Source organism: Streptomyces sp. NPDC058464, from assembly GCF_042721035.1.
Classification (GTDB): Bacteria; Actinomycetota; Actinomycetes; order Streptomycetales; family Streptomycetaceae; genus Streptomyces.
The window spans coordinates 1-26,386 of the sequence record NZ_JBHXMA010000078.1; the positions used below are offsets into that span (position 1 = coordinate 1).

The 26,386-nt window shown below is 71.9% G+C and carries 16 protein-coding genes and 2 pseudogenes; 6 read left to right on the top strand and 12 right to left on the bottom strand.

Annotated elements, in window-relative coordinates; translation table 11 throughout:
• The 3 genes from ACFWPQ_RS49640 to ACFWPQ_RS49650 all read right to left on the bottom strand — a co-directional run.
• Window positions 1-1,670: MFS transporter (locus tag ACFWPQ_RS49640; RefSeq protein ID WP_384051290.1), on the bottom strand; the 1,670-nt coding region annotated here is incomplete at its 3' end.
• A 382-nt stretch (window positions 1,671-2,052) separates the two neighbouring features.
• Window positions 2,053-3,297 carry a ThuA domain-containing protein gene (locus ACFWPQ_RS49645; RefSeq protein WP_384051293.1) on the bottom strand — a complete coding sequence of 415 codons (1,245 nt, stop codon included), beginning with the start codon at window positions 3,295-3,297 and terminating at the stop codon, window positions 2,053-2,055.
• 172 nt (window positions 3,298-3,469) lie between these two features.
• Window positions 3,470-4,030, bottom strand: coding sequence for a winged helix-turn-helix transcriptional regulator (locus ACFWPQ_RS49650; protein WP_384051296.1), 561 nt, complete (start codon window positions 4,028-4,030; stop codon window positions 3,470-3,472).
• 235 nt (window positions 4,031-4,265) lie between these two features.
• On the opposite strand from ACFWPQ_RS49650, the gene ACFWPQ_RS49655 reads away from it, so the two are divergent.
• Both ACFWPQ_RS49655 and ACFWPQ_RS49660 read left to right on the top strand, forming a co-directional pair.
• Complete coding sequence (locus tag ACFWPQ_RS49655; RefSeq protein WP_384051299.1) at window positions 4,266-4,883, top strand: NADPH-dependent F420 reductase; 618 nt, start codon at window positions 4,266-4,268, stop codon at window positions 4,881-4,883.
• Window positions 4,884-5,084: 201 nt separating this feature from the next.
• On the top strand, window positions 5,085-6,026 hold the full coding sequence (locus tag ACFWPQ_RS49660; RefSeq protein WP_384051302.1) for a D-2-hydroxyacid dehydrogenase family protein: 942 nt from the start codon (window positions 5,085-5,087) through the stop codon (window positions 6,024-6,026).
• 39 nt (window positions 6,027-6,065) lie between these two features.
• Here the strand turns inward: ACFWPQ_RS49660 and ACFWPQ_RS49665 are convergent, their stop codons facing one another.
• From ACFWPQ_RS49665 to ACFWPQ_RS49675, 3 genes are all read right to left on the bottom strand, one after another.
• Window positions 6,066-7,718: a protein kinase gene (locus tag ACFWPQ_RS49665; protein WP_384051305.1), complete on the bottom strand. Its 1,653-nt coding sequence runs from the start codon at window positions 7,716-7,718 to the stop codon at window positions 6,066-6,068.
• 43 nt (window positions 7,719-7,761) lie between these two features.
• A complete protein-coding gene (locus tag ACFWPQ_RS49670; protein ID WP_384051308.1) occupies window positions 7,762-9,279 on the bottom strand; it encodes a hypothetical protein in 1,518 nt (505 codons plus the stop codon).
• A 296-nt stretch (window positions 9,280-9,575) separates the two neighbouring features.
• A complete protein-coding gene (locus ACFWPQ_RS49675) occupies window positions 9,576-12,053 on the bottom strand; it encodes a SpoIIE family protein phosphatase (RefSeq protein WP_384051312.1) in 2,478 nt (825 codons plus the stop codon).
• A 244-nt stretch (window positions 12,054-12,297) separates the two neighbouring features.
• Between ACFWPQ_RS49675 and ACFWPQ_RS49680 the strand changes: the two genes are divergently transcribed.
• Window positions 12,298-14,361 (top strand): SpoIIE family protein phosphatase, encoded by a 2,064-nt coding sequence (locus ACFWPQ_RS49680; protein ID WP_384051315.1) that lies wholly within the window; start codon window positions 12,298-12,300, stop codon window positions 14,359-14,361.
• A gap of 7 nt (window positions 14,362-14,368) precedes the next feature.
• On the opposite strand, the gene ACFWPQ_RS49685 is transcribed toward ACFWPQ_RS49680, so the two are convergent.
• The 4 genes and pseudogenes from ACFWPQ_RS49685 to ACFWPQ_RS49700 form a co-directional block, all read right to left on the bottom strand.
• The gene (locus ACFWPQ_RS49685) at window positions 14,369-15,190 is read right to left on the bottom strand and encodes a class I SAM-dependent methyltransferase (protein ID WP_384051318.1); all 822 of its coding nucleotides are present in this window, start codon (window positions 15,188-15,190) and stop codon (window positions 14,369-14,371) included.
• A 94-nt stretch (window positions 15,191-15,284) separates the two neighbouring features.
• Window positions 15,285-16,946: a tetratricopeptide repeat protein gene (locus ACFWPQ_RS49690; RefSeq protein ID WP_384051321.1), complete on the bottom strand. Its 1,662-nt coding sequence runs from the start codon at window positions 16,944-16,946 to the stop codon at window positions 15,285-15,287.
• Between the two features lie 132 nt (window positions 16,947-17,078).
• Window positions 17,079-17,765, bottom strand: a pseudogene (locus ACFWPQ_RS49695) (polysaccharide deacetylase family protein); the annotation flags it as partial.
• Window positions 17,765-18,433: a glycoside hydrolase family 11 protein gene (locus ACFWPQ_RS49700; RefSeq protein WP_384051324.1), complete on the bottom strand. Its 669-nt coding sequence runs from the start codon at window positions 18,431-18,433 to the stop codon at window positions 17,765-17,767. The pseudogene ACFWPQ_RS49695 and the gene ACFWPQ_RS49700, both read right to left, overlap by 1 nt.
• Window positions 18,434-18,827: 394 nt before the next feature.
• Here ACFWPQ_RS49700 and ACFWPQ_RS49705 point away from each other — a divergent pair, with 394 nt between their 5' ends.
• Complete coding sequence (locus tag ACFWPQ_RS49705; protein WP_384051334.1) at window positions 18,828-19,964, top strand: PP2C family protein-serine/threonine phosphatase; 1,137 nt, start codon at window positions 18,828-18,830, stop codon at window positions 19,962-19,964.
• Window positions 19,965-20,090: 126 nt separating this feature from the next.
• Window positions 20,091-20,354 (top strand): annotated as a pseudogene (locus ACFWPQ_RS49710) (protein kinase); the annotation flags it as partial.
• A gap of 585 nt (window positions 20,355-20,939) precedes the next feature.
• Here the strand turns inward: ACFWPQ_RS49710 and ACFWPQ_RS49715 are convergent.
• Window positions 20,940-22,469, bottom strand: a complete 1,530-nt coding sequence (locus ACFWPQ_RS49715; RefSeq protein WP_384051328.1) for an aldehyde dehydrogenase family protein — start codon at window positions 22,467-22,469, stop codon at window positions 20,940-20,942.
• 24 nt (window positions 22,470-22,493) lie between these two features.
• Window positions 22,494-23,885: a 2-oxoadipate dioxygenase/decarboxylase family protein gene (locus ACFWPQ_RS49720; RefSeq protein WP_384051338.1), complete on the bottom strand. Its 1,392-nt coding sequence runs from the start codon at window positions 23,883-23,885 to the stop codon at window positions 22,494-22,496.
• A gap of 292 nt (window positions 23,886-24,177) precedes the next feature.
• Between ACFWPQ_RS49720 and ACFWPQ_RS49725 the strand changes: the two genes are divergently transcribed.
• Window positions 24,178-26,361 (top strand): MMPL family transporter, encoded by a 2,184-nt coding sequence (locus ACFWPQ_RS49725; RefSeq protein WP_384051331.1) that lies wholly within the window; start codon window positions 24,178-24,180, stop codon window positions 26,359-26,361.
• Window positions 26,362-26,386: the final 25 nt, after the last annotated feature.

Sequence of the window (26,386 nt, forward strand, 5' to 3'; positions counted from 1 at the left end):
CTGCTGCTCCATGCGCTCCAGCCAGCCGCGGTCGGCGGCGATGCCCGACCGCTCCATCCGGGCCAGCAGCTCGCGGCCCCGGCGGGGTGTGCCGCCGCCTCCGGTGCCGTCTGCGCGGCCCGCGCCGGGCGGATCCCGATCAGGGCCACGGCGATGACCGCGGCCACCAGCATCCCGATGCCGCCGACGAGGGCGCAGGTGTGCAGGGCGTCGGTGAAGCTCGCGCCGTAGGCGCCCAGGGCCTGTCCGGTGCTCTCGGCGGTCTTCAGGTGCAGGAAGGCACCGGCCTGGATACCGACGTTGGACACCATGCCGTTCACCTGGCCCTGGTCGGCGGGGCTCAGCCCGGACGCGGCGAGATGTCCGGGCAGGGTGGCCAGGGTGCGGTGGGTGAGGATGACACCGAAGACGGCGGGGCCGAGGGCGCTGCCGATCTGGCGGAGCGCGCTGTTGGCCGCGGCGGCGGTGCCCCCGAGCCGGTGCGGCAGGGCGTCCATGGCGATGGTGGTGATGGGCGCCATGGCGAGTGCGATGCCGATCCCGAACACGCCGATGACCAGGGCGGCCTCGCCGGTGCCCGTGTCGGCCTGGAAGACGTTCATGACGAGGGCTCCGATGCCGCCGATGACGAGACCGGTGACCAGCAGCAGCCCGGGGGTCACGCGGTGCATCAGCCGCCCGACCAGCGGGCTGAGCACCACCGTGAAGCCGTTGATGGCGATGAGGCGGATGCCGATGTCCAGGGTCGAGGCGTGGTGGACGAGCCCGAAGTACTCGCTCAGCGCGAAGACGAGGCCGACCTGGGCGAACAGGGTGACGGCCATGACGAGCGCCGCGCCCGAGAACGCCGAGGACCTGAACAGGCGCATGTCCAGCATCGGGCAGGCGGAGCGGAGTTCCACGAGGACGAAGCCGGCCGCGCCGAGCGCGGCAGCCACGAAGGCGATCACGACCTGGGCCGACGACCAGCCGGCGCTGCCGCCCTCGATGACGCCGTAGACCAGTCCGGTGATGGCGACGATGGCCAGGAGCTGACCGGGGACGTCCAGATGGCGCTCGCGCTCGGCGCGGGAGTCGGTCAGCAGGACGGCGCCGGCCACGGCCGTGAGCACGGCGAGGACGAGCGCGGGCAGGAAGATCCACCGCCAGCTCGCGTGCTCCACGATCACGCCGTTGACCACCGGACCGAGGGTCAGTCCGAGGCCGAGGGCGGCCGTCCACAGGGCTATCGCCCGGGCGCGCTTGCGGGGGTCGGGGCAGACATGGCCGATCAGGGCGAGGGTGGACGGCAGCAGTGCGGCCGTGCCGATGCCGGTGAGCGCCTGGCCGACACAGACCTGCACGACGCTGCCGCCGGTCAGGCAGACCAGGCAGCCGAGGGCGAACAGCGTCAGCCCGGCCAGGTAGGTCTTCTTGCGGCCGTACAGGTCACCCACCATGCCGCAGGTCAGCAGCAGGGCCGCGGTCGGCAGGATGAAGGCGTCGGTGATCCACTGCAGGCCCTCGGTGGAGGCGTCGAGTGCCTGCTGCAGGACCGGGAGCGCGACGGAGACACCGACGACCGGCAGGTAGGAGACGAACACGCCCAGGCAGGCCAGCACGATGGTGGCCGTGATGTGCCGGTTGCCGGTGTCGGGCGGCGCGGACGGGGACGAGGCAGAAGAAGGCATGGCCACAGGGCACCTCGGAGCAGTGGAGTGACAGGGCGACGTACGGGGGGCGGCGCTGGATGACCTGTCGACTCCCGATCGACGGGTTCACCGCGGCTCTACCGCCGGGCCGACAGCGGGAGCCGCGTCATGGCGGTCCCGGCTGCCGTCCGCGCGGCGCCTGCGCGGCGGGTTCGACCGGAATCTCCATTGACGTCAGCCACTTCTGTCGGGGCCAGCGCTTCGGACCGTATACCGACGTGTGGCCTGCGGAGATGCCCTTGGGCCTGCAACCTAAGGTGAACGTCGCTGAAGCCTGCCCCTTTTCCGGGCCATGCGCGAGACGCGGGCATGCCGTGTGCTGCCGGTGGCATGCCCGCGTCTCAGGGGACTGCTGGGTGGTTCAGGAAGGGAGCGTCCAGTTCTGGTTGGCGGCTCCCGAGCAGGACCAGATCTGGAGCCGGGTGCCGTTGGCCGAGCTCGGGCCGGTGGCGTCGAGGCACTTGCCCGACTGCGGGTTGACCAGGGAGCCGTTGGCGCCGGCCTGCCAGACCTGTGATCCGGTGCCGTTGCAGTCGTACAGCTGCACCTTGGTGCCGTCGGCGGTGCCGGCCCCGGTGACGTCCATGCACTTGCCGAGCGCGGTGAGCGTGCCGGAGCTGCCGACCGTCCAGTTCTGCGCGGTGGTGCCGTTGCAGTCGTAGAGCTGTACGGCGGTGCCGTTGGTGCTGCTCGCGCCCGCGACGTCCACGCACTTGCCGCCGTAGCCGTGGATCGGTCCGGTGGCGCTCGTGGGCGGGGTGACCGGGCCGGACTGGCCGGACGCCCACTTGATCTCCTGGAGCAGGAGCTGGTTCTGCTGGGCGCTGGCGAACGTCGACGACAGCGTGGTGTTGGTCGAGTAGTCCATCGCGTTGTGGCCGAAGTTGTTGTAGACCATCTTGTAGTTGCGGTTGGACCAGACGATCGGGTAGTAGCCGCTGTACCAGGTCTGGTTGGGGTCGGTGCCGATCGGGAAGGTGGACGGGGCCATCGAGGCGAGGATGTCGATGGCCGGGTTCTGCCGCAGGTCGTTCTGCCAGCTGTACCACTCGCTCACCGAGGACGTGATGGTGGACGGCAGGTTCGCGGTCGCCGGGTGCGAGGGGTCGTCGATCTGCAGGGTCTCCTGCGTCGGTCCCCAAGTGTTGCTCTTGAAGGTGCCGGTGCCGAGGAACGTGTTGTGGTACCAGGGCCAGTCGCTGGTGTTGTCGTTGTACGCGGAGACGTGGAAGCCGATGAAACCGCCGCCGGCCGCCATGTAGTTCTGGAAGGCGGTCTGCTGCGCGGCGGTGTGCGGGTAGTTGTCGAGGAACATGACGACCTGGTAGTTGGCCAGGGTCGAGGCGTTGAGCCGGCTCCAGTCCGTGGTCGCGGTGTACGTGAAGCCGTTGGCCGCGCCGGCCTGCGGGAACCAGGTGTTGGCCTCGTGGTCGAAGCTGATGTGTGCCGCGTCGTACGTGCCGTCGTAGAAGGCGATCACGTTGACGGTGGTGGCGGCGTGGGCGTCGCGGGCGGGGCCGGCCTGGATACCGAGGACGACCGCGACCAGGGCGAACAGTCTTAACAGGGTGCGGGGCCAGGCGAGGTGCGGGTGGGGGGTGATCATGCGGAGGGCCTTCCTCATACGTGACCGCCGGACACATATCCGGCTGAGCCGCATTGAAGGCCCCGCAACGCGTACATGTCAATGGTGCAGACCAAGTACGCCCGGCGACGGCACCGCCCCCCGTTTCCCGTGCGTACCGGCGACAACACCGCCCCGGTTTCTCGGTCCGCGCTCAGCGGGCCCGGGGCCGCTTTCCCGGCCGGGTGTCCCTGCCCGGGAGGGGATCGAGCAGGCGATGGGGCTCGCGCAGCCCGAGCTCGACCGGATCCGTGTACACACCCTCTCCCGGGGTGCCGAGGGGGATCACCATGACGTCCTGCGGCTCCGGGACCACGTCGCATGCGGCACACCGTGCGGTGGGGTCGAGCGGCTCGCCGCAGTGTGCGTGCGTGAACGTCCGGCGGGGCTCGCGGTCACCGGCCGCACTCGCCTCGCCCCAGGCGCGCAGGGCGTACAGCGGCGGCCACAGTGTCTTCCCCTTGTCCGTCACCTCGTACAGCCCGCGCCCGCCGTGCTCCGGGTCGGGCCGGCGTTCGAGCAGGCCGGCGTCGACCAGGGCGGCCAGCCGGGCGCTCAGCACGGACCGGGGCGCGCCGAGGTGGGCGGAGAAGTCGTTGAAGCGGCGGACGCCGTAGAAGGCGTCGCGCATGACCAGCAGCGTCCAGCGCTCACCGACCACCTCGAGTGCGCGCGCGAGCGGGCAGTCCTGATTCGTGTAAGTGCTGGGCAACACCCCGCCATGGAACCACAGCGGGCATCTCGGGTCCATTGACCGGATCCGGTGGGGTGCACGGGATCCGGGCGGCCGCGGACCACGGGCCGCACGCAATGCGGCGCAGTGCCGTATACGGCAGTGTGGGTGAGCGGCGAGGTGTCCGCGGCGGGAGTCCCTCGCCCGCCTGCGGCACGGCGGCGAGGTCCGGCTGGTCCTCGACCCCCGCCGCCCGTACCGACGGAGGAAGACCATCATGGCCACGCACAGCATCATCGGTGTCCTCGGCGCGGGCGAGGTGGGCCGGGCGGTCGCCGGCCAGGCCGTCCGGAACGGCCACGAGGTGGTCATCGGCAACAGCCGGGGCCCGGCCTCCCTCCAGTCCCTCGTCGGCGGGCTGGGGCCGACGGCCCGCGCGGGGACCGCGGAGGATGCCGTCCAGCCGGAGCTGGTGTTTCTCGCGGTGCCGTTCTTCGCCGTTCCGGAACTGACCGGCCTCACCGACTGGTCCGGGAAGATCGTCGTCGACACCACCAACCAGTTCGCCGAGGCCAACCCCTGGCGGGGCCGGTACGACGTCGGTGACCTGACGGGCAGCGAGTGGGTCGCCCGGCATCTTCCCGGCGCCCGGGTCGTGAAGGCGCTCAACACCATGTTCGCCTCGTTCATCGCCGCGAACCCCCGGCACGCCGAGGGCCGCCAGGTCGCCTTCTACGCGGGCGACGACGCCGGTGCGAAGGAGGCCGTGGCCGATGTGCTGGGCTCGTTCGGGTTCGCCGCCCTGGACCTCGGCGGTCTGCGGGACGGCGGACGGCTGATGCAGCTGGACGGCCCGCTCAGCGCGAGGCACCTCCTGCTGCAGGACGTCGGCTGACACATCGTTCAGGTGATCGTTTCAGGTCCTGCAGTGGACGACGCATCCACGGGCCGTTCGGCCGTGTCGTCCGGGCGGTGCCGTTTCCGGCATGACAGGCATCGGCGCGGCCTGCCCCGCGGACCACGTGCCACACGGGATGCCTCGGGCACCGCCAGGGTGCCAGCCTGGACACCGGAACCGAGAGCGAGGGACATGCGCATGAGGATCGCGATCCTGGACGACTATCAGGGCGTGGCACTGGGCCTGGCGGACTGGGATTCGCTCGGCGCGGACGTCCATGTCCTCACTGATGCCTTCGCCGACGAGGACGAGGTCGTCGCCGCGCTCGCCGACCACGAGGTGGTCGTGGCCATGCGCGAGCGCACCCCCTTTCCGGCGTCGGCCCTGGGCAGGCTGCCGCACCTGAAGCTGCTGGTCACGACCGGGCCGGTCAACGCGGCGATCGACGTGGACGCCGCCCGCCGGCTGGGGATCACGGTCTGCGGTACCGGGTACTTCTCCCACCCGACGGCCGAACTCACCTGGGGGCTCATCCTCTCCGCGGCGCGCCTGATCCCGCAGCAGGTGGACTCGGTGCGCCGGGGCGGCTGGCAGGAGGGCCTCGGGACGAGTCTGCGGGGTGCCACGCTGGGGGTGCTGGGCCTCGGCCGGCTGGGGACCGCGGTGACGGAGGTGGGGCGCGCCTTCGGCATGCGGTGCATCGCCTGGAGCCAGCACCTGACGCCCGCGGCCGCGGAGGCGAAGGGAGTGGCCTACGTGGCCCGGGACGAGCTGTTCGAGCGCTCCGACGTGCTGAGCATCCACGTCGTGCTCAGCGAGCGCACCCGCGGCCTCGTCGGTGCCCGCGAGCTGGGCCTCATGAAACCGACGGCGATCCTGGTGAACACCTCCCGCGGGCCCGTGGTGGAGGAGGCGGCGCTGATCAGGGCACTGACCGACGGAGGGATCGCGTCGGCGGCGCTGGACGTCTTCGACCGCGAGCCCCTTCCGTCCGACCACCCGCTGCGTTCCCTGCCGAACGCCGTGGTGACCCCGCACATCGGCTATGTCACCCGGGATCTGTACGAGGTGTTCTACCGGGACGCGGTCGAGGACATCGCGGCGTGGCAGGCCGGAACGCCGGTCCGGACCATCTCCTGACGACCGCCGTCGACGACCGGTCCCGGCCGGCGGGTCCGCTCAGCCGTCGTACGGCACCACCCTGACGACCTTGCCCTTCGCGTCCGTCTGGAGGTACCCGCTCTGGCTGTACTTGTTGCTGAGGAAGACGGACATCCCGACGGGGTCGCCGAAGGCGTTGCCCGGCTGGTCCACAACCAGGTAGCGGCTGTCCGGGTCGGGCACCTTCAGCTGCCTGCGGGCCTTGGCCAGCAGGGAGGGGACCTTGTCCCAGTCGAAGCCGTCGAGGCGGACGGGCTTCTCGTCGCCGGGCAGGGTGCCCGAGATGATGTCCTTCTGCACGCCCTGCCCGGAGCGGTAGGTGTACATGTCGTACGCGGTGTCGCTGCCCTTCACCATCACATAGGCGATGACGTAGTCGGGGTACACCGCGAACTTGCCGAACCGGTCCCGGCCGGTCTGCTTCTCGAAGGCCGCGGCGGCGGTGCGGATGCCCTGCGGGGTGAGCAGGTCGGTGGTGGCGGCCGTCCGCGCTCCGCTGGGTGAGGCGGTGCTCCCGGCCGAGGCCGATGCCGTCGCGGGCGCGGTGCCCGAGTCCGTGGCCCCTGAGCCGTGGTTGTCCGTGCCCGGCAGGAGCGGCCACACGAGCGCGCCGGCGACGGCCACCGCGGCCACGGGCAGGAGGAGCAGGGTCCGGCGGCGGCGCGGGACGGACCCGGGGGACGTGGGCGCCGTGTCCTGCGCTGCCGCGCCCGGGGGCGGCACGTCCTGCGGCGAGGTGTCCCGCGGTGGAACGACCTGTGGCGGGACGTCCTGCGGTGGTACGGACGGGGGTTGCAGGGGGAAGGACGTGACGGAGTCGGCCTGCCGGGCGGCCCGGGCCAGCATCCGCTCCAGTTCGGCGGCGTCGGGGCGGGCCGCCGGGTCGCGGACGAGGACGCGGGTGAGGACGTCCGTCAGGACCCCGGCCCGGACCGGTGGCGGGACGTCCTCGGCGAGGACCGCGGCGAGTGTGGCGAGGGTCGTGCCCCGGCGCAGCGGATGGTGGCCCTCGACGGCGACGTACAGCATCATCGCGAGGGACCACAGGTCCGCGGCCGGCCCGCCGTCCTTCCCGGAGACGCGCTCGGGCGCCATGTAGTCGGGGGTGCCGATGACCGATCCGGTGGCGGTGAGGGCGGTGGCCTCGCGGACGGCGGCGATGCCGAAGTCGGTGAGCACGGGCCGGCCGTCGGGGCGCAGCAGGACATTGGCCGGCTTCACGTCGCGGTGTTCGATGCCCGCCGCGTGGGCGGCGCGGAGCGCGGCCAGCACCTCGCGGCCGATGCGCGCGGCCTCGACCGGGTTCATCGGGCCGGCGGCGAGGCGGTCGGCCAGCGAGCCGCCGGTCACGAGTTCCATGACGATCCACGGGTAGGTCCCCGGGCCGCCGTCGACGATGTGATGGATCGTCACCACGTTCGGGTGGTCGAGCCGGGCCAGGGCGCGGGCCTCCCGCAGCACCCGTTCCCGCAGCAGCCGCGCGGCCTCCGGGTCCCACTCGGCGAGCCCGGGGTCGGACGGCCGGACCTCCTTCACGGCCACGCTGCGCCGCAGCACCAGGTCGGTGGCCCGCCACACCATGCCCATGCCGCCGCCACCGAGCCGTGCCACCAGCTCGAACCGTCCGTCGACGACCCGTCTCGCGGGGTCGTCCCTGCCCTCGTCGTTCATGCGCCGGAGCTTAGTTGGCCCCGCCGACAGCCTCTCACCTCGCTCAGTAACTGGACCCCAGCGTCTGCGTCGTGTACGCGCACTCCGTGTAGATGTAGCCGTAGCGGAGTTTGGCGGTGTCGGAGCCCGCGGTGACGTTGCTGTCGTTCTTCGGCTTGTTCACGAAGTACGTGGTGCCGGGCGGCAGGCTGATGGTGTGCTGCGGGTAGTTCTTGCCGCTGTCGCCGCACGGATCCCAGCTGCTGAGGAGCGAGCTGGCGAACGAGTACGCCTTGCAACTGCCGCACGCCTTCAGGGTGAAGCTGCCGGTGACCGGGCCCGTGTACAGGACGGTGATCTCGTCGGGGCTGTCGTTCTTGACGGTCACCGGGATGCCGCCGCCGGAGGCGGTGGTGGGCAGCTTCTTGCCGGCGGCCGGGAGGGTCTGGGCGACCTCGGCGCCGATGGCGATCTTCCGCGCCCGGGCGAGGTTCCTGTGGTGCGGGTTGTCGGTGGCGAACTGCTGCATCGTCTCCTGTGCCCGCTCGAAGTCACCGTCCTTGTACTGCTTGACGCCGCACTCGTACTCCCCGGAGTCACCGCTGCGGTCGGCCCGGCCCGCGACCGCGGTCAGCCTGTCGGCCTGTGCGGACGTTCCGTTCGACAGCTGGATGATCTGGGTGTTGAGCGTGTGCAGGTTCGTGACGGCGGTGCAGGGGTCCTTGCCGGAGACCGCCTTGGCTGCCTTCTTCTCGGCCGCGTCCACGGCAGGTACGACCTTGGCGGCCTGGCCGGAGTCGGGGAAGGTGCTCAGCAGGTCGCCGAACTGGGTGATCCAGGCGGTCCCGCCTTCGGCGAGGCCGTCCGCACCGCACTCGTAGAGCGAGGTGGCCAGCCGGTCGTCGGGCCAGTGGGCGAGCGTGCCGAGCTGGTCCTTCGGCATGGAGTCGGGCACCGTCCGCAGGAACTGGAGCGGTTCGACGGCCGAGCAGTAGTCGCGGTGGCTGTAGGCCGCCGCGACCGTCGTGTAGTAGGTCTTCAGCCGGTCGGGGACCTGGGCGGCGGCGCGCGAGCCGGAGTGGTTGACGGCGAGGTCGCGGTAGACGGCCAGGGCGTCCCGGTAGCCGGACTTGGCGGTGGCGAAGTCATGCCGGCCGGCCGCGCTGACCTGTTCGTCGGCGCGGTCGAGACGGGCGAGGAGGGCGCGTTCGACGGCTTCGTTCTGCGCGCTGTCGTACCAGAGCGCACCGCCGACGGGGATCGCGAGCAGGACGATGCCCAGCACGAGTGCGACGGGCCGCTGCCCCGGCCACACCAGGCGGGTGCGCAGACCGGCGAACCAGCCGTGGACGGCGGCCAGCAGGAGGAACACGGCGTACAGGACGAGCGCGGCTCCGGACACGCCGTCGGCGTCCGCGGGCAGGGCCACCAAGAGCAGGACGACGGTGGCCGCCAGACACACGGCCAGCGGGATCCATCTTCGCAGGAGCAGGTAGCCGAGGCCGAGGCCGCTCAGGTTGAGCAGGGCCACGGCGGTGGCGCGCAGGGTGTCCGGCGGTGCGGGCGGCGGACCCGGCGGCATGGGCGGCACGAAGGAGCCCGGATTCGGGAAACCCGGGCCGGTGAAACCCGGGTTCGGAAACCCCTGGCTCGGAAAGCCCTGGTTCGGAAAGCCCTGGTTCGGAATCCCTTGGTTCGGGAAGCCCTGGTTCGGAAGGCCGTGACTCGGCGGTCCCTGGTCGGGCGGTTGCTGGTGCGGACCGTACGCGTCCCCGGACATGGCGGCTCCCCCAATTGCTGCCGAATCCTTATGAATTGACAGCGTACGGCCAAACGTGCGAATTCGACAGGGTGCAACGACGGTCCGTACCGCCCCGGTCACTCCCCGGGGATCTCCTGCTCGGCCCAGATGATCTTGCCTTCTCCGGTGTAGCGGGCGCCCCAGCGGTGGGCGAGCCGGGCGACCAGGAAGAGGCCGCGGCCGCCCTCGTCGGTGCTGCGGGCGTGCCGCAGCCGGGGTGCGGTGCTGCTCCCGTCGGCGACCTCGCAGGTGAGCCGGGAGTCACGCAACAGCCGCAGCCTGATGGGCGGTTCGGCGTAGCGGATGGCGTTGGTGACCAGTTCGCTGACGATGAGTTCGGTGGTCGTCGCCAGCTCGTCGTAACCCCACGCGGTCACCTGGCGTACCGCCTCGGCCCGGACGTCGGCGACGGCGGCCGGGTCGACGGGCACGTCCCAGGAGACGACGTGGCCGGTGCCCAGGGCGTGGGTGCGGGCCAGCAGCAGGGCGATGTCGTCGGGCTGGGGAACGGGGAGCAGCTGGTGCACGGCCGCGGTGCACAGCGTGTCGAGGTCGGCGCCGGGGTTGGCCAGTGCGCCCCGGAGACGGGCCATGCCCAGCTCGACGTCCTGGTCGGCGCCTTCGATGAGGCCGTTGGTGTAGAGACCGAACAGACTGCCCTCGGCGAGTTCGATCTCGGTGGCCTCGAAGGCCATGCCGCCGAGCCCGAGCGGCGGTCCGGCGGGGATCTCGGGAAAGCGGGCGTGCCCGTCGGGTGAGACGACGACCGGCGGCGGGTGTCCGGCCCGGGCCATCGCGCACCGCCGGGTCACCGGGTCGTAGACGGCGTACAGGCAGGTCGCCCCGACGAACGTGTCCGTGCCGCTCTCCACCACCGCGCCCGTGCCCTCCTCCTCGCCCAGCCGCAGCACGAGGTCGTCGAGGTGCGCGAGGAGCTCGTCGGGGGGCATCTCCATGTCGGCGAGGGTCTGCACGGCGGTGCGCAGCCGGCCCATGCTCGCCGCCGCGGTGAGGCCGTGGCCGACCACGTCGCCGACGACCAGGCCGACCCGGGCGCCGGACAGCGGGATCACGTCGAACCAGTCGCCTCCGACGCCGTCCGCCGCGTCCGCGGGCAGGTAGTAGGAGGCCACGTCCAGGGCCGTGCCGCCGGTCAGGGCCTGCGGCAGCAGGCTGCGCTGGAGGGTGACGGCCGCCGTGTGCTCCCTGGTGTAGCGGCGGGCGTTGTCGACGCAGAGCGCGGCGCGGGCGACCAGTTCCTGGGCGAGCAGGACGTCGTCCGGTCCGAAGGAGACCGGGTTGAGCGAGCGGGCGAACGTGGTGAGGCCGAGGACGGTGTTGCGCGCCCGCATCGGCACCGAGATGAGGGTGTGCAGTCCGAACTCCCGGATGCGGGCCGTCCGCGCGGGCTGGTGGGTGGCCCACAGGCGGTCCTCGGCGTCGAGTTCGGGGATGAGGACCGGGTCGCCGCTGATGAGCAGGTCGACGCCGTGCGGCGGGGGCAGGAAGTCGACCTGGTCGCCGATCCGCGCCACGGCCTCGGGGCTGCCCTCACGGACGGTCCGCAGCGCGGCGCGCCGCATCACCGGCCGGGCGGGCGCCGGGCCCGCGTCGGCCGGCCGGGGGCCGTGTCCCTGGGCGTTCTCGGCGCTCGCGGCGCTCTCGGCGCTCTCGGCGCTGAGGACGGGCTCCAGGAGGTCGACGATGACGAAGTCGGCGAAGCGGGGAACGGCGAAGTCGGCCAGCTCCTGGGCGGTGCGCACCACGTCGAGGGTGGTGCCGATGCGGGTGCCTGCCTCGTTGACCAGTGACAGCAGCTGCCGGGCGTTCCAGCGGTCGGTGACGTCCGAGACCATGTAGCAGACCCCGGTGACGGAGTCGTCGGGGTCGACCAGGGGGAAGAACGACGTCGAGTAGGCGCGCTGGCGGTGCGGGTCGGACCAGCTCCAGCCGAGGTACTCGTAGTCGGTGACCGGCTCCCGGGTCGCCAGCACCTTGCGCATCAGGCCCTCGATGGTGCTCGCCTGCAGCCCGGGCAGCAGTTCGCTCAGCCGGCGGCCCAGGCGCTGCTCGCGCGGGACGCCGCCGAACTGTTCCAGGGTGTCGTTGAGCCACACGTACCGCAGGTCCGGGTCCATCACGGCCATGCCGATCGGCGAGCGGGTGAGGAACCCGTCGAGGACGGACTGGCCCACCGTCCACTGCGGGCGCTGCTCCCGCGCCGAGAGCAGGAAGCACTCCTCGCCGGCGATCCGGAAGGACGCGGAGACCCGCAGGTCCACGACGACACCACGGCCGTCGTGGTGCCGTACCGGGACGAGCCCGCTCCATCCCATGCCGGAGCGGCAGCGCTCGGCGACACCGGCGGCCCGGGCCGGGTCGACGCGCATGGCGAGCAGCCGCGCCGCGGGGCGGCCCAGCACCGCGGCGGCCGGATGGCCCAGCAGGGTCTCGGCGCCCCGGGTCCAGCCGATCACGTCGCCCTCGGCCGACAGCACCGCCGCGGCGTCGCTGGAGGCGTCCAGGAGGTCGCGCGGCCCCACGGTGGTCGGCACGGCGAAGTCTTCTCGGCCTTCCCGGTCTTCTCGGTCTTCTCGGTCTTCTCGGTCTTCTCGGTCTTCTCGGTCTTCTCGGTCTTCTCGCGGAGAATCCATTGGCTACATCCTGTAGGTACCCCCATGTTCCTGCTTGTCCACCCGTTGCGCACGGCCCACACGCTGCCGGGACGGGCAGGCGGGGGCAGCATGGAAGGGCCGTGGCAGCGGCATCGGTCCGGCGGCCGGTGGAGGTGGTTGAGGGATGGCAATGGACTCCCTGCGGTCCGGTGACGCCGACGGTCCCGGCAGACCGCGTCCGACCAGCCTGCTGGACGTGCTGAGCGTGGCCGCGGTGGCGCTGGACTCACAGGGCCGGATCGTGTTCTGGACCCCCCAGGCCGAGGAGCTCTTCGGCTACACGTCCGAGGAGGCCCTCACCAAGAACGCGGCGCGACTGCTCATGCACCCGGAGCATCTGAAGGCCGCGGTGAACGTCTTCACGGAGGTGCTGGAGACCGGGCACAGCTGGGCCGGCGCCTTCCCGGTCCGGCACAAGGACGGCAGCAGCAGGCTGATGGAGTTCCGCACCATGCGGCTGCTGGACGATCTCGGCGACGTCTACGCCCTGGGCATCGTCGCCGACCACAACCTGCTGCAGCGGGTGGAGACCGACCTGGCGCTGTGCGAGCGGCTGATCAGCCAGTCCCCGATCGGCCTGGCCCTGCTCGACCCGGATCTGCGCTACCTCCTGGTGAACCCGGCGCTGGAGCGGATCGACGGCGTTCCGGCCGAGGAGCACATCGGGCGGCACCTGCGGGAGACGCTGCCGCTGCCGGACATCGACACCGTGGAGTCGGCGCTGCGCCAGGTGCTCACCACGGGCACGCCGCTGCTCGACCAGTACCACGTGGGCCGTCCGCCGACGGATCCGGAGCACGAACACGCGTGGTCGCTGTCGTTCTACCGGCTGGAGGATCCCGGCGGCCGGGTCCTGGGCGCCGCGACGTCGGTCGTGGACGTCACGGAACGGCACCGTGCGGCCGCCGAGGCCGACCGGGCCCGGCGCCGCCTCGCCCTGATCGCCGACGCCTCGGCGCGGGTGGGCACCTCGCTGGAGGTGGAGCGCACGGCGCACGAGCTGGCCGAGGTCGCCACCCCGGTGCTCGCGGACGTGGTCGCGGTGGACGTGCTGGACGCGGCGCTGGCCCTGCGCCGCTCACGCCGTCCGGACAACGGCCCGGAGCTGTTCCGCGCCCTCGCCCTCAAGGCGGACCATCCCACGGTCGCGCTGCGGGCCGCCGACCCGCCCGGCGACCTCGCCGCCTACGACGGCGACCGGCTGGTCACGCTGTGCGTGCACACCGCCCGCCCGGTGCTGGTGCCGCGGGTGGGCAAGCACGACCTCCCGCGCATCGCCCGCAGCCCGGAGGCCGGCGCCCTGCTGGAGCAGGCGGGCGTGCACTCGTACCTCGTGGTGCCGCTGATCGCGCACGGCGAGGTGCTGGGCGCCCTCGACCTGAAACGGACCCGCAATCCGCTCCCCTTCGACGAGGACGACGTCGTCCTCGCCACCGAGCTGGCGGGCCGGGCGGCCGTGGCCATCGACAACGCCCGCTGGTTCCAGAGCGTCCGCAACACCGCCCTCACCCTCCAGCGCAGCCTCCTGCCCGACCATCCGCCCGTGCACACCGGTCTGGAACTGGCCTCCCGCTACGAACCGGCCCAGGCGACCAGCGAGGTGGGCGGCGACTGGTACGACGTGATCCCGCTGTCGCAGGACAGGACCGCACTGGTCGTCGGAGACGTGATGGGCAACGGCATCGACGCGGCCGCCACCATGGGCCGGCTGCGCACCGCCACCTGCGCCTACGCGGACCTGGAGCTGCCCCCGGCCGCGGTGCTGCGGCACCTGGACCGGATCACCTGCGATCTGGAGCACTACATCGTCACCTGCCTGTACGCGGTGTACGACCCGCACACCAGGAGCTGCGAGATGGCCAACGCGGGCCACATGCCGCCCGCGCTGGTGCACGCCGGCCGGCCCCCGACCCTGCTGGAGCTGCCGCCGGCCGCCCCGCTCGGCGTCGGCGGCATTCCCTTCGAGACCACGACCGTCGGCCTCGACGCGGGTGACCTGCTGGTCCTGTACACCGACGGCCTGGTCGAGACCCGCCGCCACCCCATCGACGACCGCCTGGACGTCCTCCTCGGCTTCCTCGACGAACCCCACCGCCCGCTGGAGGAGACCTGCGACCTGCTCCTGCACGGCCTGCGCCACCCCGACGACCACGACGACGTGGCACTGCTGGTGGCCCGGGCGCTCTAGTGCCCCGTCAGGAGCCCGGGCCGCGACGCGCACGTGCGAGCAGGGCGGCATGCGGCAACGTCAGCAGACCGTCCTCGCCGGCGAACTCGGAGCTGAGGAGATCGAAGTGGCGCTTGATCTCGGCCCGGATCCGGGGCGTCTGGCTCAGCAGCATCCGACCCCCGAAGGCCACTCCACTCGCTGGACCGCTCCACCATTCCTCAGGGCTCGCGCGGTGGTCCCAGCGCAGGGTCTCGCACACCGCCTCGCGGAACCCTGCCGCGTCCATCAACTCCGTGAGACCGCTCTCGTCACGGGGAAACTCGTCGTCGGGGTCCAGTCCCGCGGGCAGGTGTGGTGGACGCACCGCGCCTCCGGCTTGAATCGCGCGGCCGATCAAGGTCTGTCCCGCGGCCGGCGGCATCGCCCAGATCGTCAACGCGATCCGGCCGCCGGGCCTCACGACACGGCGCAGCTCGGCCAGGGCCACCTTGGGCCGGCCCACGTGGTTCAGCACGAAATTGGCGACGACGGCGTCGAACTCTCCGTCGGCGAAGGGGAGTTCGGGAAGTGCAGCCACGCTCACGTCGGCCGCGGGTGCGGCCTGCCCGGCCAACTCGACCATGCTCGGCTCCGCGTCCACGGCCGTCACCGTCGCGCCCCGGGCACCCGCGGCAGCGGCGACCGTCCCGGGGCCGGTCCCGACATCGAGCATCCGCACGCCCGGCCCGACTCCGGCTGCGTCGAGCAACTGCGGCACCGGATACGCGCACAGCTTGGCGAAGCTTCCGGCATAGGCGGCGCCCTGCCCCGCCCACATCAGCCGCTCACTCCTGTCGAACGTCGTCATCGACACCGGCACCCTCCCCGACCGCAGCCAAGATCAATACTGCCACGACCCTGACCGACGGTCCGATCGGCGCGGACAGCTCGGAAACGGGTGCTCACTGCGTGCCGCAGCACTCCGTGCGGCAGAAGCAGGACGCCGTGATCGGCACGTCCGCGGTGGCCGCGGCGAGCTTCAGCTGCTGGGCCACGATCCTGGCCTCGCCGTCCTTGCCGAGCCGCCGGAGGCACTCGTGGAAGCCGTGCAGGGCCCAGACGTTGCCCGGGTGCTGCAACGGCCGGGGCAGGGTGTCGTCCAGGCCGAGGTCGGCGCGGTAGACCGCCTCGGCCTCCCCGACCCGGCCGCGTTCGAGGAGCAGGGCGCCGTAGGCGTGCCGGGTGGGCTGCATCCAGCCCCAGGGCTCGTCGTACGGAAGGTTGTCGTCCAGGTCGATGGAGCGGCGCAGGGCGGCGAAGGCGCTGTCGAAGTCGCCCTTGCGGTAGGCGAGTTCGCCGTCGAGCATGGCGGAGGCGATCGCCAGGATGTCGGCGCAGGTGTTGTTGAAGAGCATGCGGGTCTCCGGGACCGTGGCGACCGCGTCCCGGAAGCGGGCCCGGTCGGTCTCGGCCTCGGGGATCCGGCCGGTGGCCGCGTGGGCGACACCGCGTGCGTAGTGCAGCATCGCGGTGGTCACGCAGTACAGCAGTGGGTCGGCGGGCGGCGGCAGGCGCAGGATGTCGTCCCAGCGGCCGAAGCGGACCAGGACGTGCACCCGCATGGCCAGGAAACCCTCCAGCCAGTCGGCCATCGGCGGGCTCTGCACGCGCAGCAGGTCCTCCGGTACGGCGGCCTCGAGCCGTTCGGCCGTGGCGAGGGCGTCCTGGAGGCGGCCCAGGAACATCGCGCCGTAGATCCCGAAGTGCAGGTTGTGGCAGCGGTAGAGGGTGTAGAAGTTCATCGCGCCGGCGCGGGCGTGGTACTTCTCGTCGGCGGCGACGGCCGCGGCGTTGTCGGAGACGACGCGCCGGTAGTCGCCGCAGAGGACTTCCAGGTGCGAGGGCATGTGCTGGAGGTGCCCGGCGTCGGGCACCAGGTCGCGCAGCCGGTCGGCGACCGGCAGGGCGGCCTCGGGCGTGGGCGACATCTCCATGAGGTGGATGTACATGTGCAGCACCCCGGGGTGCCTGATGCCGGCCTCGGTCCCGAGGGCCCGCTCCAGCACGGCCCTGGCCTCCTCCGTGCGGGCCCCGTCGGCCGGCCGGCCGCTGCGGATGTCCCAGAGCTGCCAGGGGGTGAGGTTCATCTGGGCGTCCGCGTGGAGGGTGGCGACGTCGAGGTCGTCGGGTGCCCGTTCGTACGCGGTGCGCATGCTGTCGGCGTAGCCGGTGTTCCACACCGAGCAGGCCGCCGCGTCCGGGGCCGCGGCCTGCGGGTAGCGGGCGCGCAGCGCCTCGACCAAGGCGCGTTCGACGGGCGTCGCGCGCGCGGCCTTGGCGTGCGCGCGTTCCACGGCGGCGTGTGTCCGCCGCACCGTGTGCGCCAGCTCCTCCCGGTCGAAGAACTCCCAGGGTTTGTTGTAGTTGGGGCCGAGGGCGTAGGCCACGCCCCAGTCGGCCATCGCGCAGTCCGGGTCCGCCGCGCCGGCCGTCTCGAAGCAGCGGACGGCCTCCTCGTGGTTGAAGGCGTAGGTCCAGTTCAGGCCCCGGTCGAACCAGGTCTGCGCCTCGGGGGACGACGTCGTCACGCGTCGGCTGTGACCGCCCAGGTCGTAGTAGTCCACGGCGACGAACCTACCGACGCGGACCGGACGGACGATTCCCGTTCATCCGAAGTCATGAGAGGGGCGCGGCGGTTGACGGACGCCGCCGCGCCGCCCGTGGCCGCCTGTGGCCAGGCGTGCCGTCGGTGCTCAGGGCGCGACCGCGTGTCCGGTCTGCGGGGAGATCCGGCCGGAGCAGAGCCCCTTGGCCGCGAGGGTCTGTGCGATGCGCGGGATCGCGGCCAGGGTGTTGGCCGGCCACTCGTGCATGAGGATGATCTGGCCGCCGGTGAGCCGGGAGACGGCCTGCACGATCGCGTCGGTGCTCGCGCCGTTCCAGTCCTGCGAGTCGACGTCCCAGATGATCTCGGTGAGCCCGTACCTGGCCTCGACCGCGCGCACGGTCGCGTTGGTCTCGCCGTACGGCGGCCGGAACAGGACCGGTGTCCCGCCGCCGGCGGCGGCGATCGCCGACTGGGTGCGGGAGATCTCCGAGTCGATCTGCGCCTGGGTCTCCTGGGTCAGGTGCGGGTGGGTGTAGCTGTGGTTGCCGACCCACATTCCCGCGCCGACCTGGGCCTTGACCTGGGCCGGGTAGGCGGCCGCGTACTGGCCCTCGTTGAACATGGTGGCCCGCAGGCCGTTCGCCTTCAGGGCGCCGAGCAGGCCGGGTGTGTGGGCGGTGGACGGCCCGTCGTCGAAGGTGAGACCGACGTAGCCGGTGCAGGTGGCGGCGTGGGCGGGGACGGCGCCGACCGCGAGGGTGCCCGCGGCTGCCAGCGCGACCGCGGCTGCGGTCGCGGCCAGGGGACGTAAGGAGCGTTCCGCTGCGGCGCGCATCAGGCGACCGTGATGGTGGAGCTGCCGCTGCTCTGGTAGCCCTCGGTCGCGAGGATCTGGTAGTAGCTGAAGCTGCCGAGGGACATGCCGGCCCTGGCCCAGGCGTCGAAGTGGTTGCCGGTGGTGATGGTGCCGCCGGTCCGCTTGGCCTGGCGGACGCTCCAGTACTGGTTGAAGGTCTTGGTGCCTTCGACGGACGGGGCGTTGTACCGCGTCGTCAGGTAGATGTCGTAGGTGCCGCCGTCGCTGGTGACGCTGCCCTTGTACGTGCCGGTGGGCCGGTAGGTGCCCCAGTTGTCGACGATGTAGTACTCGACGAGCGGGTTCGAGGTCCAGCCGTAGAGGGACAGGTAGCCGTTTCCGGAGGGGCTGAAGCCGCCCGAGTAGGTGACGTTCCGGCGGGCGCCGGTGCTCCAGCCCTTGCCGCAGACGAAGTTGCCGGTGTTGCTCCAGCTGGTGCTGTAGGTGCCGCCGGAGCCGAGGGTCATGGAGACCGTGCCCTGTGCGTCGGTCCAGAACGAGTAGTAGTAGCCGTTGTTGGTGCCGGTCTGGTTCGTGGTGACGACCGTGGCGGCGCGGGCGGTGCCGGGCAGGGCCAGTCCGGCGGCTGCGCCCAGCAGCAGCGCGCCGGCGCTCCTGCGGGTCAGGGCGTGGTCGAGCGGGTTCATGGAATGCCTCCTCGTATGGCCTGTGCGGGTGTGGCCTGGTGGGGAGTTTTGATCTGCCCATGTCACCTGTCAACAGTTTCGGTGATTATTTCGAAACCTTCGGTTAACCCAGCGGAATATAACCCCAGCTCGTGCGCGCATTGAGCGAGCCGTAGATCAAATACCCCGAAGCCAGACCAAGGAGAGATCCATTGGCGCGGCCTCGAAATCCCGAATGTTTCGACGGCTGGCTCGAATGCTGCTGCGCGCATCGGAACATGCCGCTGGGTGGAGCAATCACCGGCATGCCGGGCGTCGGCCCGGGAGGCTGGGTGTCTTGTCTAGATTCGTATGCCAGGAGTCCCGGGTGAGGCACGACGGTCCCAACCCACCACTGCCCGCGCCCCCCGCGTGGATGCGCTGGCTACCGGTCCTGTACGTCGCCGCCGTACTGCTGATCGAACCGGTGACCCCGGTGGAGTGGCCGGTGAGTTTCGTACTGATCGCCCTGCCCTTGGTGACCGCCTTCGCGCACCCGCCCGTCGTCGTCGCCGTCGCCACCGTCTTCGCCATCGGTCTGGAACTTTTACTGGCCGGAACCCCGTGCTGCGCGGGGCGCTCCGTCGGCTACGTCTGGGAACGGCACTACGTGGCCGCCTACGCGTGTACGGCACTGGTGGGCGCCCTGGGCACGATTCTGGCGGCCCACCGGACCCGCCGGGAACGCACCCTGGCCGACGTCCGGTTCGTGGCCGAGATCGCGCAACGCGTCCTGCTCAGACCCGTCCCGCACCGGATCGGGAACCTGCTGCTGGAGAGCTTCTACCTGTCCGCCGCCGCGGAGGCACGCATCGGCGGCGACCTCTTCGAGGCCGTCCCCACCGCGTACGGGGTACGGCTGCTCATCGGTGACGTGCGCGGCAAGGGGCTGCTCGCGGTGGAGACCGCGGCGGCGATGCTGGGCGCTTTCCGCGAGGCCGCGCACGACGAACCCGACCTGCACGCGCTGGTGGACCGGGTGGACATCAGCATGACCCGCCGGGCCGACCGGCTGGGCGGGACCGAGCTCGGCGAGCGGTTCGTCACCGCCGTCTTCGCCGAGATCCCCGAGGACAGGAGGATCGTCCGCATCGTCAACTGCGGCCATCCGCCGCCGCTGCTCATCCGCCCCGGCGAGGTGAGCGAACTGGACCAGGGGCAGCCGGGTCCGCCGCTGAACCTCGGCATGCTCGTCGGGGATCCCTACCGCGTCGAGACCTACCTCTTCGGCCCCGGCGACCAGCTGCTGCTGTACACGGACGGCGTCACGGAGACCCGGGATCCCGCCGGCGACTTCTACCCGCTGCTCCAGCGGCTGCGTTCATGGGGCCCGATGCCGCCCCCGGAGCTGCTGGAACGGCTCCATCGGGACCTGCTGGACTACAGTCACGACCAGTTGCAGGACGACACGGCCGCGCTCACCGCATTCCTGCTGCCCGAAGGAGCGGCCGAGGCGCCCGGGGACGATCGCGACGACTCGGACGCCGGAGCGTTCGACGACCCGCTGCCGTGAGGGACGTCGTGAGGGTTCTGGGACGGTCCCTGCGAGGTCCTGTGGGAGAGAGCACGGGTGACTGCACTCCGCCACCGTGAGTTCCCACCACGCAGGTGACGTGCGGCGAGGGGCGGGGCGGTGCTGGTGGAACCGGAGGCCGGGGACAGGATCTCCGGCCGGTACGTCCTGCAGGAGGCCATCGGCCGGGGCGGGACGGGAGTCGTCTGGCGGGCCTGGGAGGAGCGGTTGCGGCGGCGGGTGGCGGTCAAGTGCGCGCGCCTGGACGACCCCCGGGCCGCGCGGCGGCTGATGGGCGAGGCGCGCAATGCGGGGCGGCTGCACCATCCGCACATCGTGGGCGTCTTCGACTTCGTCGACGAAGGCGCCACCTGCTGGATCGTCATGGAGTACGTGCCCTCCCGCGACTTCGGGATCTCCCGGGCCCTGTGGAGCGACGCCACGCAGAGCACGACGGACGCGGTACGCGGCAAACCCCGCTGTCTCGCCCCCGAGGTGGCGCAGGGGCGGCAACCCGGCGAGAAGGCCGACGTGTTCTCACTGGGCGCCTCGCTGTTCGCGGCGGTCGAGGGCCGGATCGAGCCCGCGCGCCGGGCGGACCGGCTGGCCGAACCCCTCGCGGCCCTGCTGGAGCCGGAGCCCCGGCGCCGCCCGGACGCAGCGCGGGCACGCAGGCTCCTGCTCGACGCGGACGCCCCGGCCGTACCCCCGCGCGACCGCCGCACCCTCGACCTGACCCCGCTCACGTCACGGCTGCCGCGCCCGGTCCGCCGTCGCCGCCGCCCCCTGCGAGACGTCCGTCCGTACCGCGAAGAGCACCGCGCGTCACGCCTTGTCGAGCACGAGGTCGTAGGTCACCTCGCGGCCGGAGCCGTCCGCCGACGGGCCCGGGTCGAGAACCGGTTCGGGCTCGACCGCGGAGGCGATGTCGTCGGCGGTGAAGGGGACCGGGCCGGGAGGATGCCTGGCAGGTGGTCAGAGGAAACTGACGCCCTGGGCCAGGGTGAGTTCGCCGGAGTAGTTGACCGTGTTGGTGGCGGAGCGCATGTACGCCTTCCAGGCGTCGGAGCCGGACTCGCGGCCGCCGCCGGTGTCCTTCTCGCCGCCGAAGGCGCCGCCGATCTCGGCTCCGGAGGTGCCGATGTTGACGTTGGCGATGCCGCAGTCGGAGCCGGCGGCGGACAGGAAGAGCTCCGCCTCCCGCTGGTCGCGGGTGAAGATGCTGGACGACAGGCCCTGCGGGACGTCGTTGTGGAGTGCGATCGCCTCGTCGAGGGTGTCGTAGCCGAGGACGTACAGGATCGGTGCGAAGGTCTCCTCCCGTACGACGTCGGTCTGTTCAGGGACGCGGACCAGGGCGGGCTCGGTGTAGGCCGCCGCGGGTGCCGCCTCGGCCAGGCGGCGGTTCCCGCCGGCCAGGAGCTTGCCGCCCTCGGCCTGGACGCGGGTGAGCGCGTGCTGCATGCGGTCGAGGGCGCCGGTGGTGATGAGCGGGCCGACCAGGGTCGTGGCGTCGAACGGGTCGCCGACGGGGAGCTTTCCGTAGACGGCGGTCAGGCGTTCGACGAGGGTGTCGGCGATGTCGCGGTGGACGATGAGCCGGCGGAGTGTGGTGCAACGCTGGCCGGCCGTGCCGGCCGCGGCGAAGACGATGCTCTGGACGGCGAGGTCGAGGTCGGCGGAGGGGGCGACGATCGCGGCGTTGTTGCCGCCGAGCTCCAGCAGGCTGCGGCCGAAGCGGGCGGCGACGCGCGGACCGACCTCGCGGCCCATGCGGGTGGAGCCCGTGGCGCTGACGAGGGCGACCCGCGGGTCGTCGACGAGCCGCTCGCCGACCGTGCGGTCGCCGAGCAGGAGGCCGTGCACGTCGCGCGGGGCGCCGGTCTCCTCGGCGGCCCGGGCGAGCAGGTGGTGGCAGGCCAGGGCGGTCAGCGGGGTGAGTTCGGAGGGCTTCCAGACCACGGTGTCGCCGCAGACCAGGGCGACGGCGGTGTTCCAGGACCAGACGGCGACGGGGAAGTTGAAGGCGGAGACGACGCCGACCACACCGAGCGGGTGCCAGGTCTCGGCCAGCCGGTGGCCGGGGCGTTCGGAGGCGATCGTACGGCCGTAGAGCTGGCGGGACAGGCCGACCGCGAAGTCGCAGATGTCGATCATCTCCTGGACCTCGCCGAGCGCCTCGGAGCGGATCTTGCCCGCCTCGACGGTGACGAGGTCGGCCAGGTCGCTCTTGTGCTCGCGCAGCAGCTCGCCGAGGCGGCGCACCAGGTCACCGCGGCGCGGGGCCGGGGTGGTGCGCCAGGTGAGGAAGGCGTTCCGGGCGGCCGTGAGGGCTGCGTCGACGTCGGTGGCGGTGGCCGCCCGCAGGCCGAAGAGGTCCTCGCCGGTGACGGGGGTGCGGGCCGGCAGGTCGTCGCCCTCGGTCACCTCCGCACCGATGTTCCGCAGGCGGGCCCGGGCGCGGGCGCGCAGCTCGTCCGTGGTGGGCAGCGCGGTGCTGGTCATCCTGGTCCTCCGGGGGGGGCGGGGTCAGCGGACGGGGTCGGTGAGGCCGAGGGCTCGCGCGACCTGGGCGAGCGAGCGGTTCTGCTGCTGCTCGTAGAGGGCGAAGGGGTCGAGGACCTCGCGGCCGATGGCGCCGGAGAGCCGGTCGGCGTCGTAGGCGGCGCCCTGCCGGTCGTTGTCGCGGGTGCCCTCGCCGCTGAGGTTGGACTGGAAGATGCCGGCGGCGGAGCGGGGCAGGAAGTCCTCGTAGACGACGGGTTCGGCGCGTACCCAGCCCTGCCGCACCAGCTCGGTGACACCGGTGGGCGGTGTGCGGCCGTCGCGCGGCCGGTCGTCGGCGAGCCGGTAGGTGAAGTACGCCAGCCCCTGGGCCGCCAGTTCCTCCTCGCTGCCGGGCAGGTGCCGCTCCCAGACGGCGCGCGCGATGTCGTCGCGGGCCGCCGCGGGCTGCCGGGCCGCCTGCTCGTCGACGCGGCATAGGAGTTCGTCGTAGAGGGCACGCCCCGCCCGGGTGAGGGCGATGCCGCGGGCCTCGACCTCGCCGAAGCGCACCCGCAGGGCGCCGCTGACGACGACGCCGTCCTCGGTGCGCATCGCGCGGGGTTCGGCCAGGGCGCGGAAGGAGGTCTGGCGCAGCAGGACGTCGGGGCCCTTCCAGGCCGGCGGGCCCTGGATGGTGTCGATCATCTCGATGCCGCGGTCGGTCATCCGGCGGTACAGCTCGTCGATGTCCAGGACGCGTGGTGTGAGGTGGTTGACGTGGGTGCTGCGGACGCCGCCGATGTCGGCGGCGACGGCGGAGACCTTCTGCAGGGTGCGGTACCAGGTCCGGTCCACCGGTTCGGCCGACAACTCGAAGGCCTGTACGGCCAGTTGGAGGAAGCGTTCGGCGTCGTCCGCGGACAGTCCGCGGTCGGCCGTGGCGCGGTCGGCCAGTGCGAGCAGTTCCGGGGGGAAGAGTTCGCGGGCGGCCAGGAAGGCCTCCAGGCGGGCGCGCAGGTCCGCGTCGAAGAAGCGGGGGTCGGCCGGGGTGAGCAGGGAGGTGAACACCCGGAAGGGGTTGCGGGCGAGTTCCTCGCCGTCGACCGGCCGGAAGGCGGTGGAGACGACGGGGACGGCGCCGGCCGCGGCGTCCCGCAGGTCGTAGAAGCCGACCGGGTGCATGCCGAGGGCGCCGAAGACCCGGGCGACCTGCTGCAGTTCGCGCGGTGTGCCGACCCGGATGGCACCGTGCCGCTCGGCGGTGACCCTGCCGATGGAGCCGAGGCGTTCGGCGTCGGCTCCGCGGGCGCGCAGGACGTCCTCGTTGACCTCGCGGGAGACGTCCACCAGCGTCGTGTAGGCGGGCACCTCCCGGCCGTACATCTCCGACAGCCGCACCGCGAACGCGGCCCGCAGCTGCCATTGACCGATCATCGACATGGTTCGGCCCTTTCGGGGACGGGCGACGGTGCCACGATCACGTCTTCGATGGTCGCCGACCGGGCCGCCGCCGTACAGATGACAGGGCCGTCGGCGGGCGCCGGGAAAGGCGCAGGTGCGCGCGGCGCGGAAAACCCAGTGGACCGATCTTCACAGGTGATCCCTAACATATGGCGTCAAGACAACCATGCGGCCGACGCGTCGGAACGCGCGCCGGCCGGGGTCGCCGATGCCAGGGTCCGCTCCCCGGGCTGCGGTGATCTTCCTACCCAGGAGGACCTTCCGCATGTTCCGACGAATTGGCAGTGCCGTCGTCCGACATCCAGTCTGGACGATCGTGGCATGGCTGATCGCGGCGGTGGCGATCGTCGCCACCGCCCCGAGCCTGCCCTCGAACAGCGACGAGAGCAGCTTCCTGCCCAAGAGTTACGAGTCCATCAAAGCGGCCGATCTCCAGGCGAAGGCGTTCCCCAGCGCCTTCACCCCCTCCGCGATCGCGCTCTACCAGCGCACCGACGGCGGCAAGCTCACCGCCGAGGACAAGAAGGACGTCGCCCGGTTCGCCACCGAGCTGGGCGGCAAGCACATCGACCAGGTCCAGAAGGTCGTCCCCGGCCAGCCGTCCAAGGACGGCAGGTACGACCTGATCCTGGTGCAGATGGACAGCAAGAACGCCGGCCAGCCCGTGCAGGCGGACGCGGCCAAGGTGCTGCGCGACGACGTCAAGCAACTGGCCAAGGGGACGAACCTGGAGGTCAAGCTGGGCGGTTCGGCCGCGCAGGCCCTTGACCAGCAGGACTCGTCCAAGCGCGGTGAGGCGCTGATCGGCATCGGCACGTTCGTGATCATCCTGGTGACCCTGCTGATCATCTTCCGGGCGCCGATCCTCGCGTTCCTGCCGCTGGTCGTGATCGGCGTGGTGTCCGCGATCGCCAACGGGCTCATCGCGTACGCCACCAAGCTGTTCGGTCTGCAGGCCAACAGTTCCGTGTCGTCGATCCTGATCGTCGTGCTGTTCGGCGTGGGCACGGACTACTTCCTGTTCCTGATGTTCCGGTACCGCGAACGCCTGCGTGCGGGTGACGAGCCCAAGGAGGCCATGGTCAACGCGGTGGCGCGGGTCGGCGAGGCCATCGCCTCCGCGGCCGGCGCGGTCATCATCGCCTTCCTCGCGCTGGTGCTGTCCACGCTGGGCTTCCTCAAGCAGATGGGCCCGGCGCTGGCCATCGCGGTCTCCGTCACCCTGGTCGCGGGCCTGACGCTGATCCCGGCCGTCGTGTCGCTGATCGGTCCGAAGGTGTTCTGGCCGTCCAAGTCCTGGCAGCAGGAGCCGGCGAACGCCCGTTTCGCGGCCCTGGGCCGTGGTGTGCAGCGCCGCCCGGGGCTGACCGCCGCGGTCTCCGGACTCGTGCTGGTGGTCCTGTCCCTGGGCACCCTGGGCTTCCACGCCACGTTCGACCTGGCGTCGGGCTCGATGCCCAAGACCAAGGAGTCCATGGTCGTCCAGGACCGGATGCAGAGCGCGTACTCGGCCGGTGCGGCGGCGCCCACCGACGTCTACCTCTCCAGCACCGACGGCAAGGCGCTGGACACGTCCTCCTTCGACGCGTACGCGTCGAAGCTCGGGGCCGTGGACGGTGTCGCGAGCGCCCGGATGGCCCAGGTGAACAAGGCCGGCACCACGGCGGACTTCACCGTCACCCTCAAGTACGAGGCGTCCACGGACAAGGCCATAGACGCCGTGGGCCGGGTGCGTGACGTCGCGCACGCCGACGCGCCCGAGGGAACCGAGGCACTCGTCGGCGGCATGTCCTCGATCTACAAGGACATCGACGCCGCGGTCAACCACGACTACCGGACGGTGTTCCCCGTGGCCGCCCTGTTGATCATGGTGATCCTGGGGCTGCTGCTGCGCAGTGTGGTCGCGCCCTGGTACCTGATCGCCTCGGTCGGGCTCGGCTTCGGCGCCACCCTCGGCGCCACGGTCTGGATCTTCCAGGAGGCCCAGAACAAGCCCGGCCTGATGTTCATGCTGCCGGTGATCATGTATCTCTTCGTGGTCGCCATCGGCACGGACTACAACATCCTCATGATCGCCCGGCTCCGTGAGGAGGCCCGCGAGGGCCGGGAGCCGCGCGAGGCGGCCGGCATGGCGGTGCGGCAGTCCGGTCCCACGGTGGCCGCGGCGGGCTTCATCCTGGCGGCGACCTTCGCCACGATGATGCTGGCGGGCAACTCGCTGCTCACGGAGATGGGCTTCGCGGTCTCCTTCGGCATCGCGGTGGCCGCCTTCGTCATGGCGATGTTCTTCACCCCGAGCCTCACGGCGCTGATCGGCCACGCGGCCTGGTGGCCGGGCCACGCCGACCGGGCGGAACCGGCGGCGGACACGGGCACGGACGTGGCGCCCGGGGACGCCACGCCGGTGGCCGGGGAGGACCGGAACGCTCCGGTGGGCCGTAGCAGCTAGCGGAGCACGGAGAACGGGCGAGGGG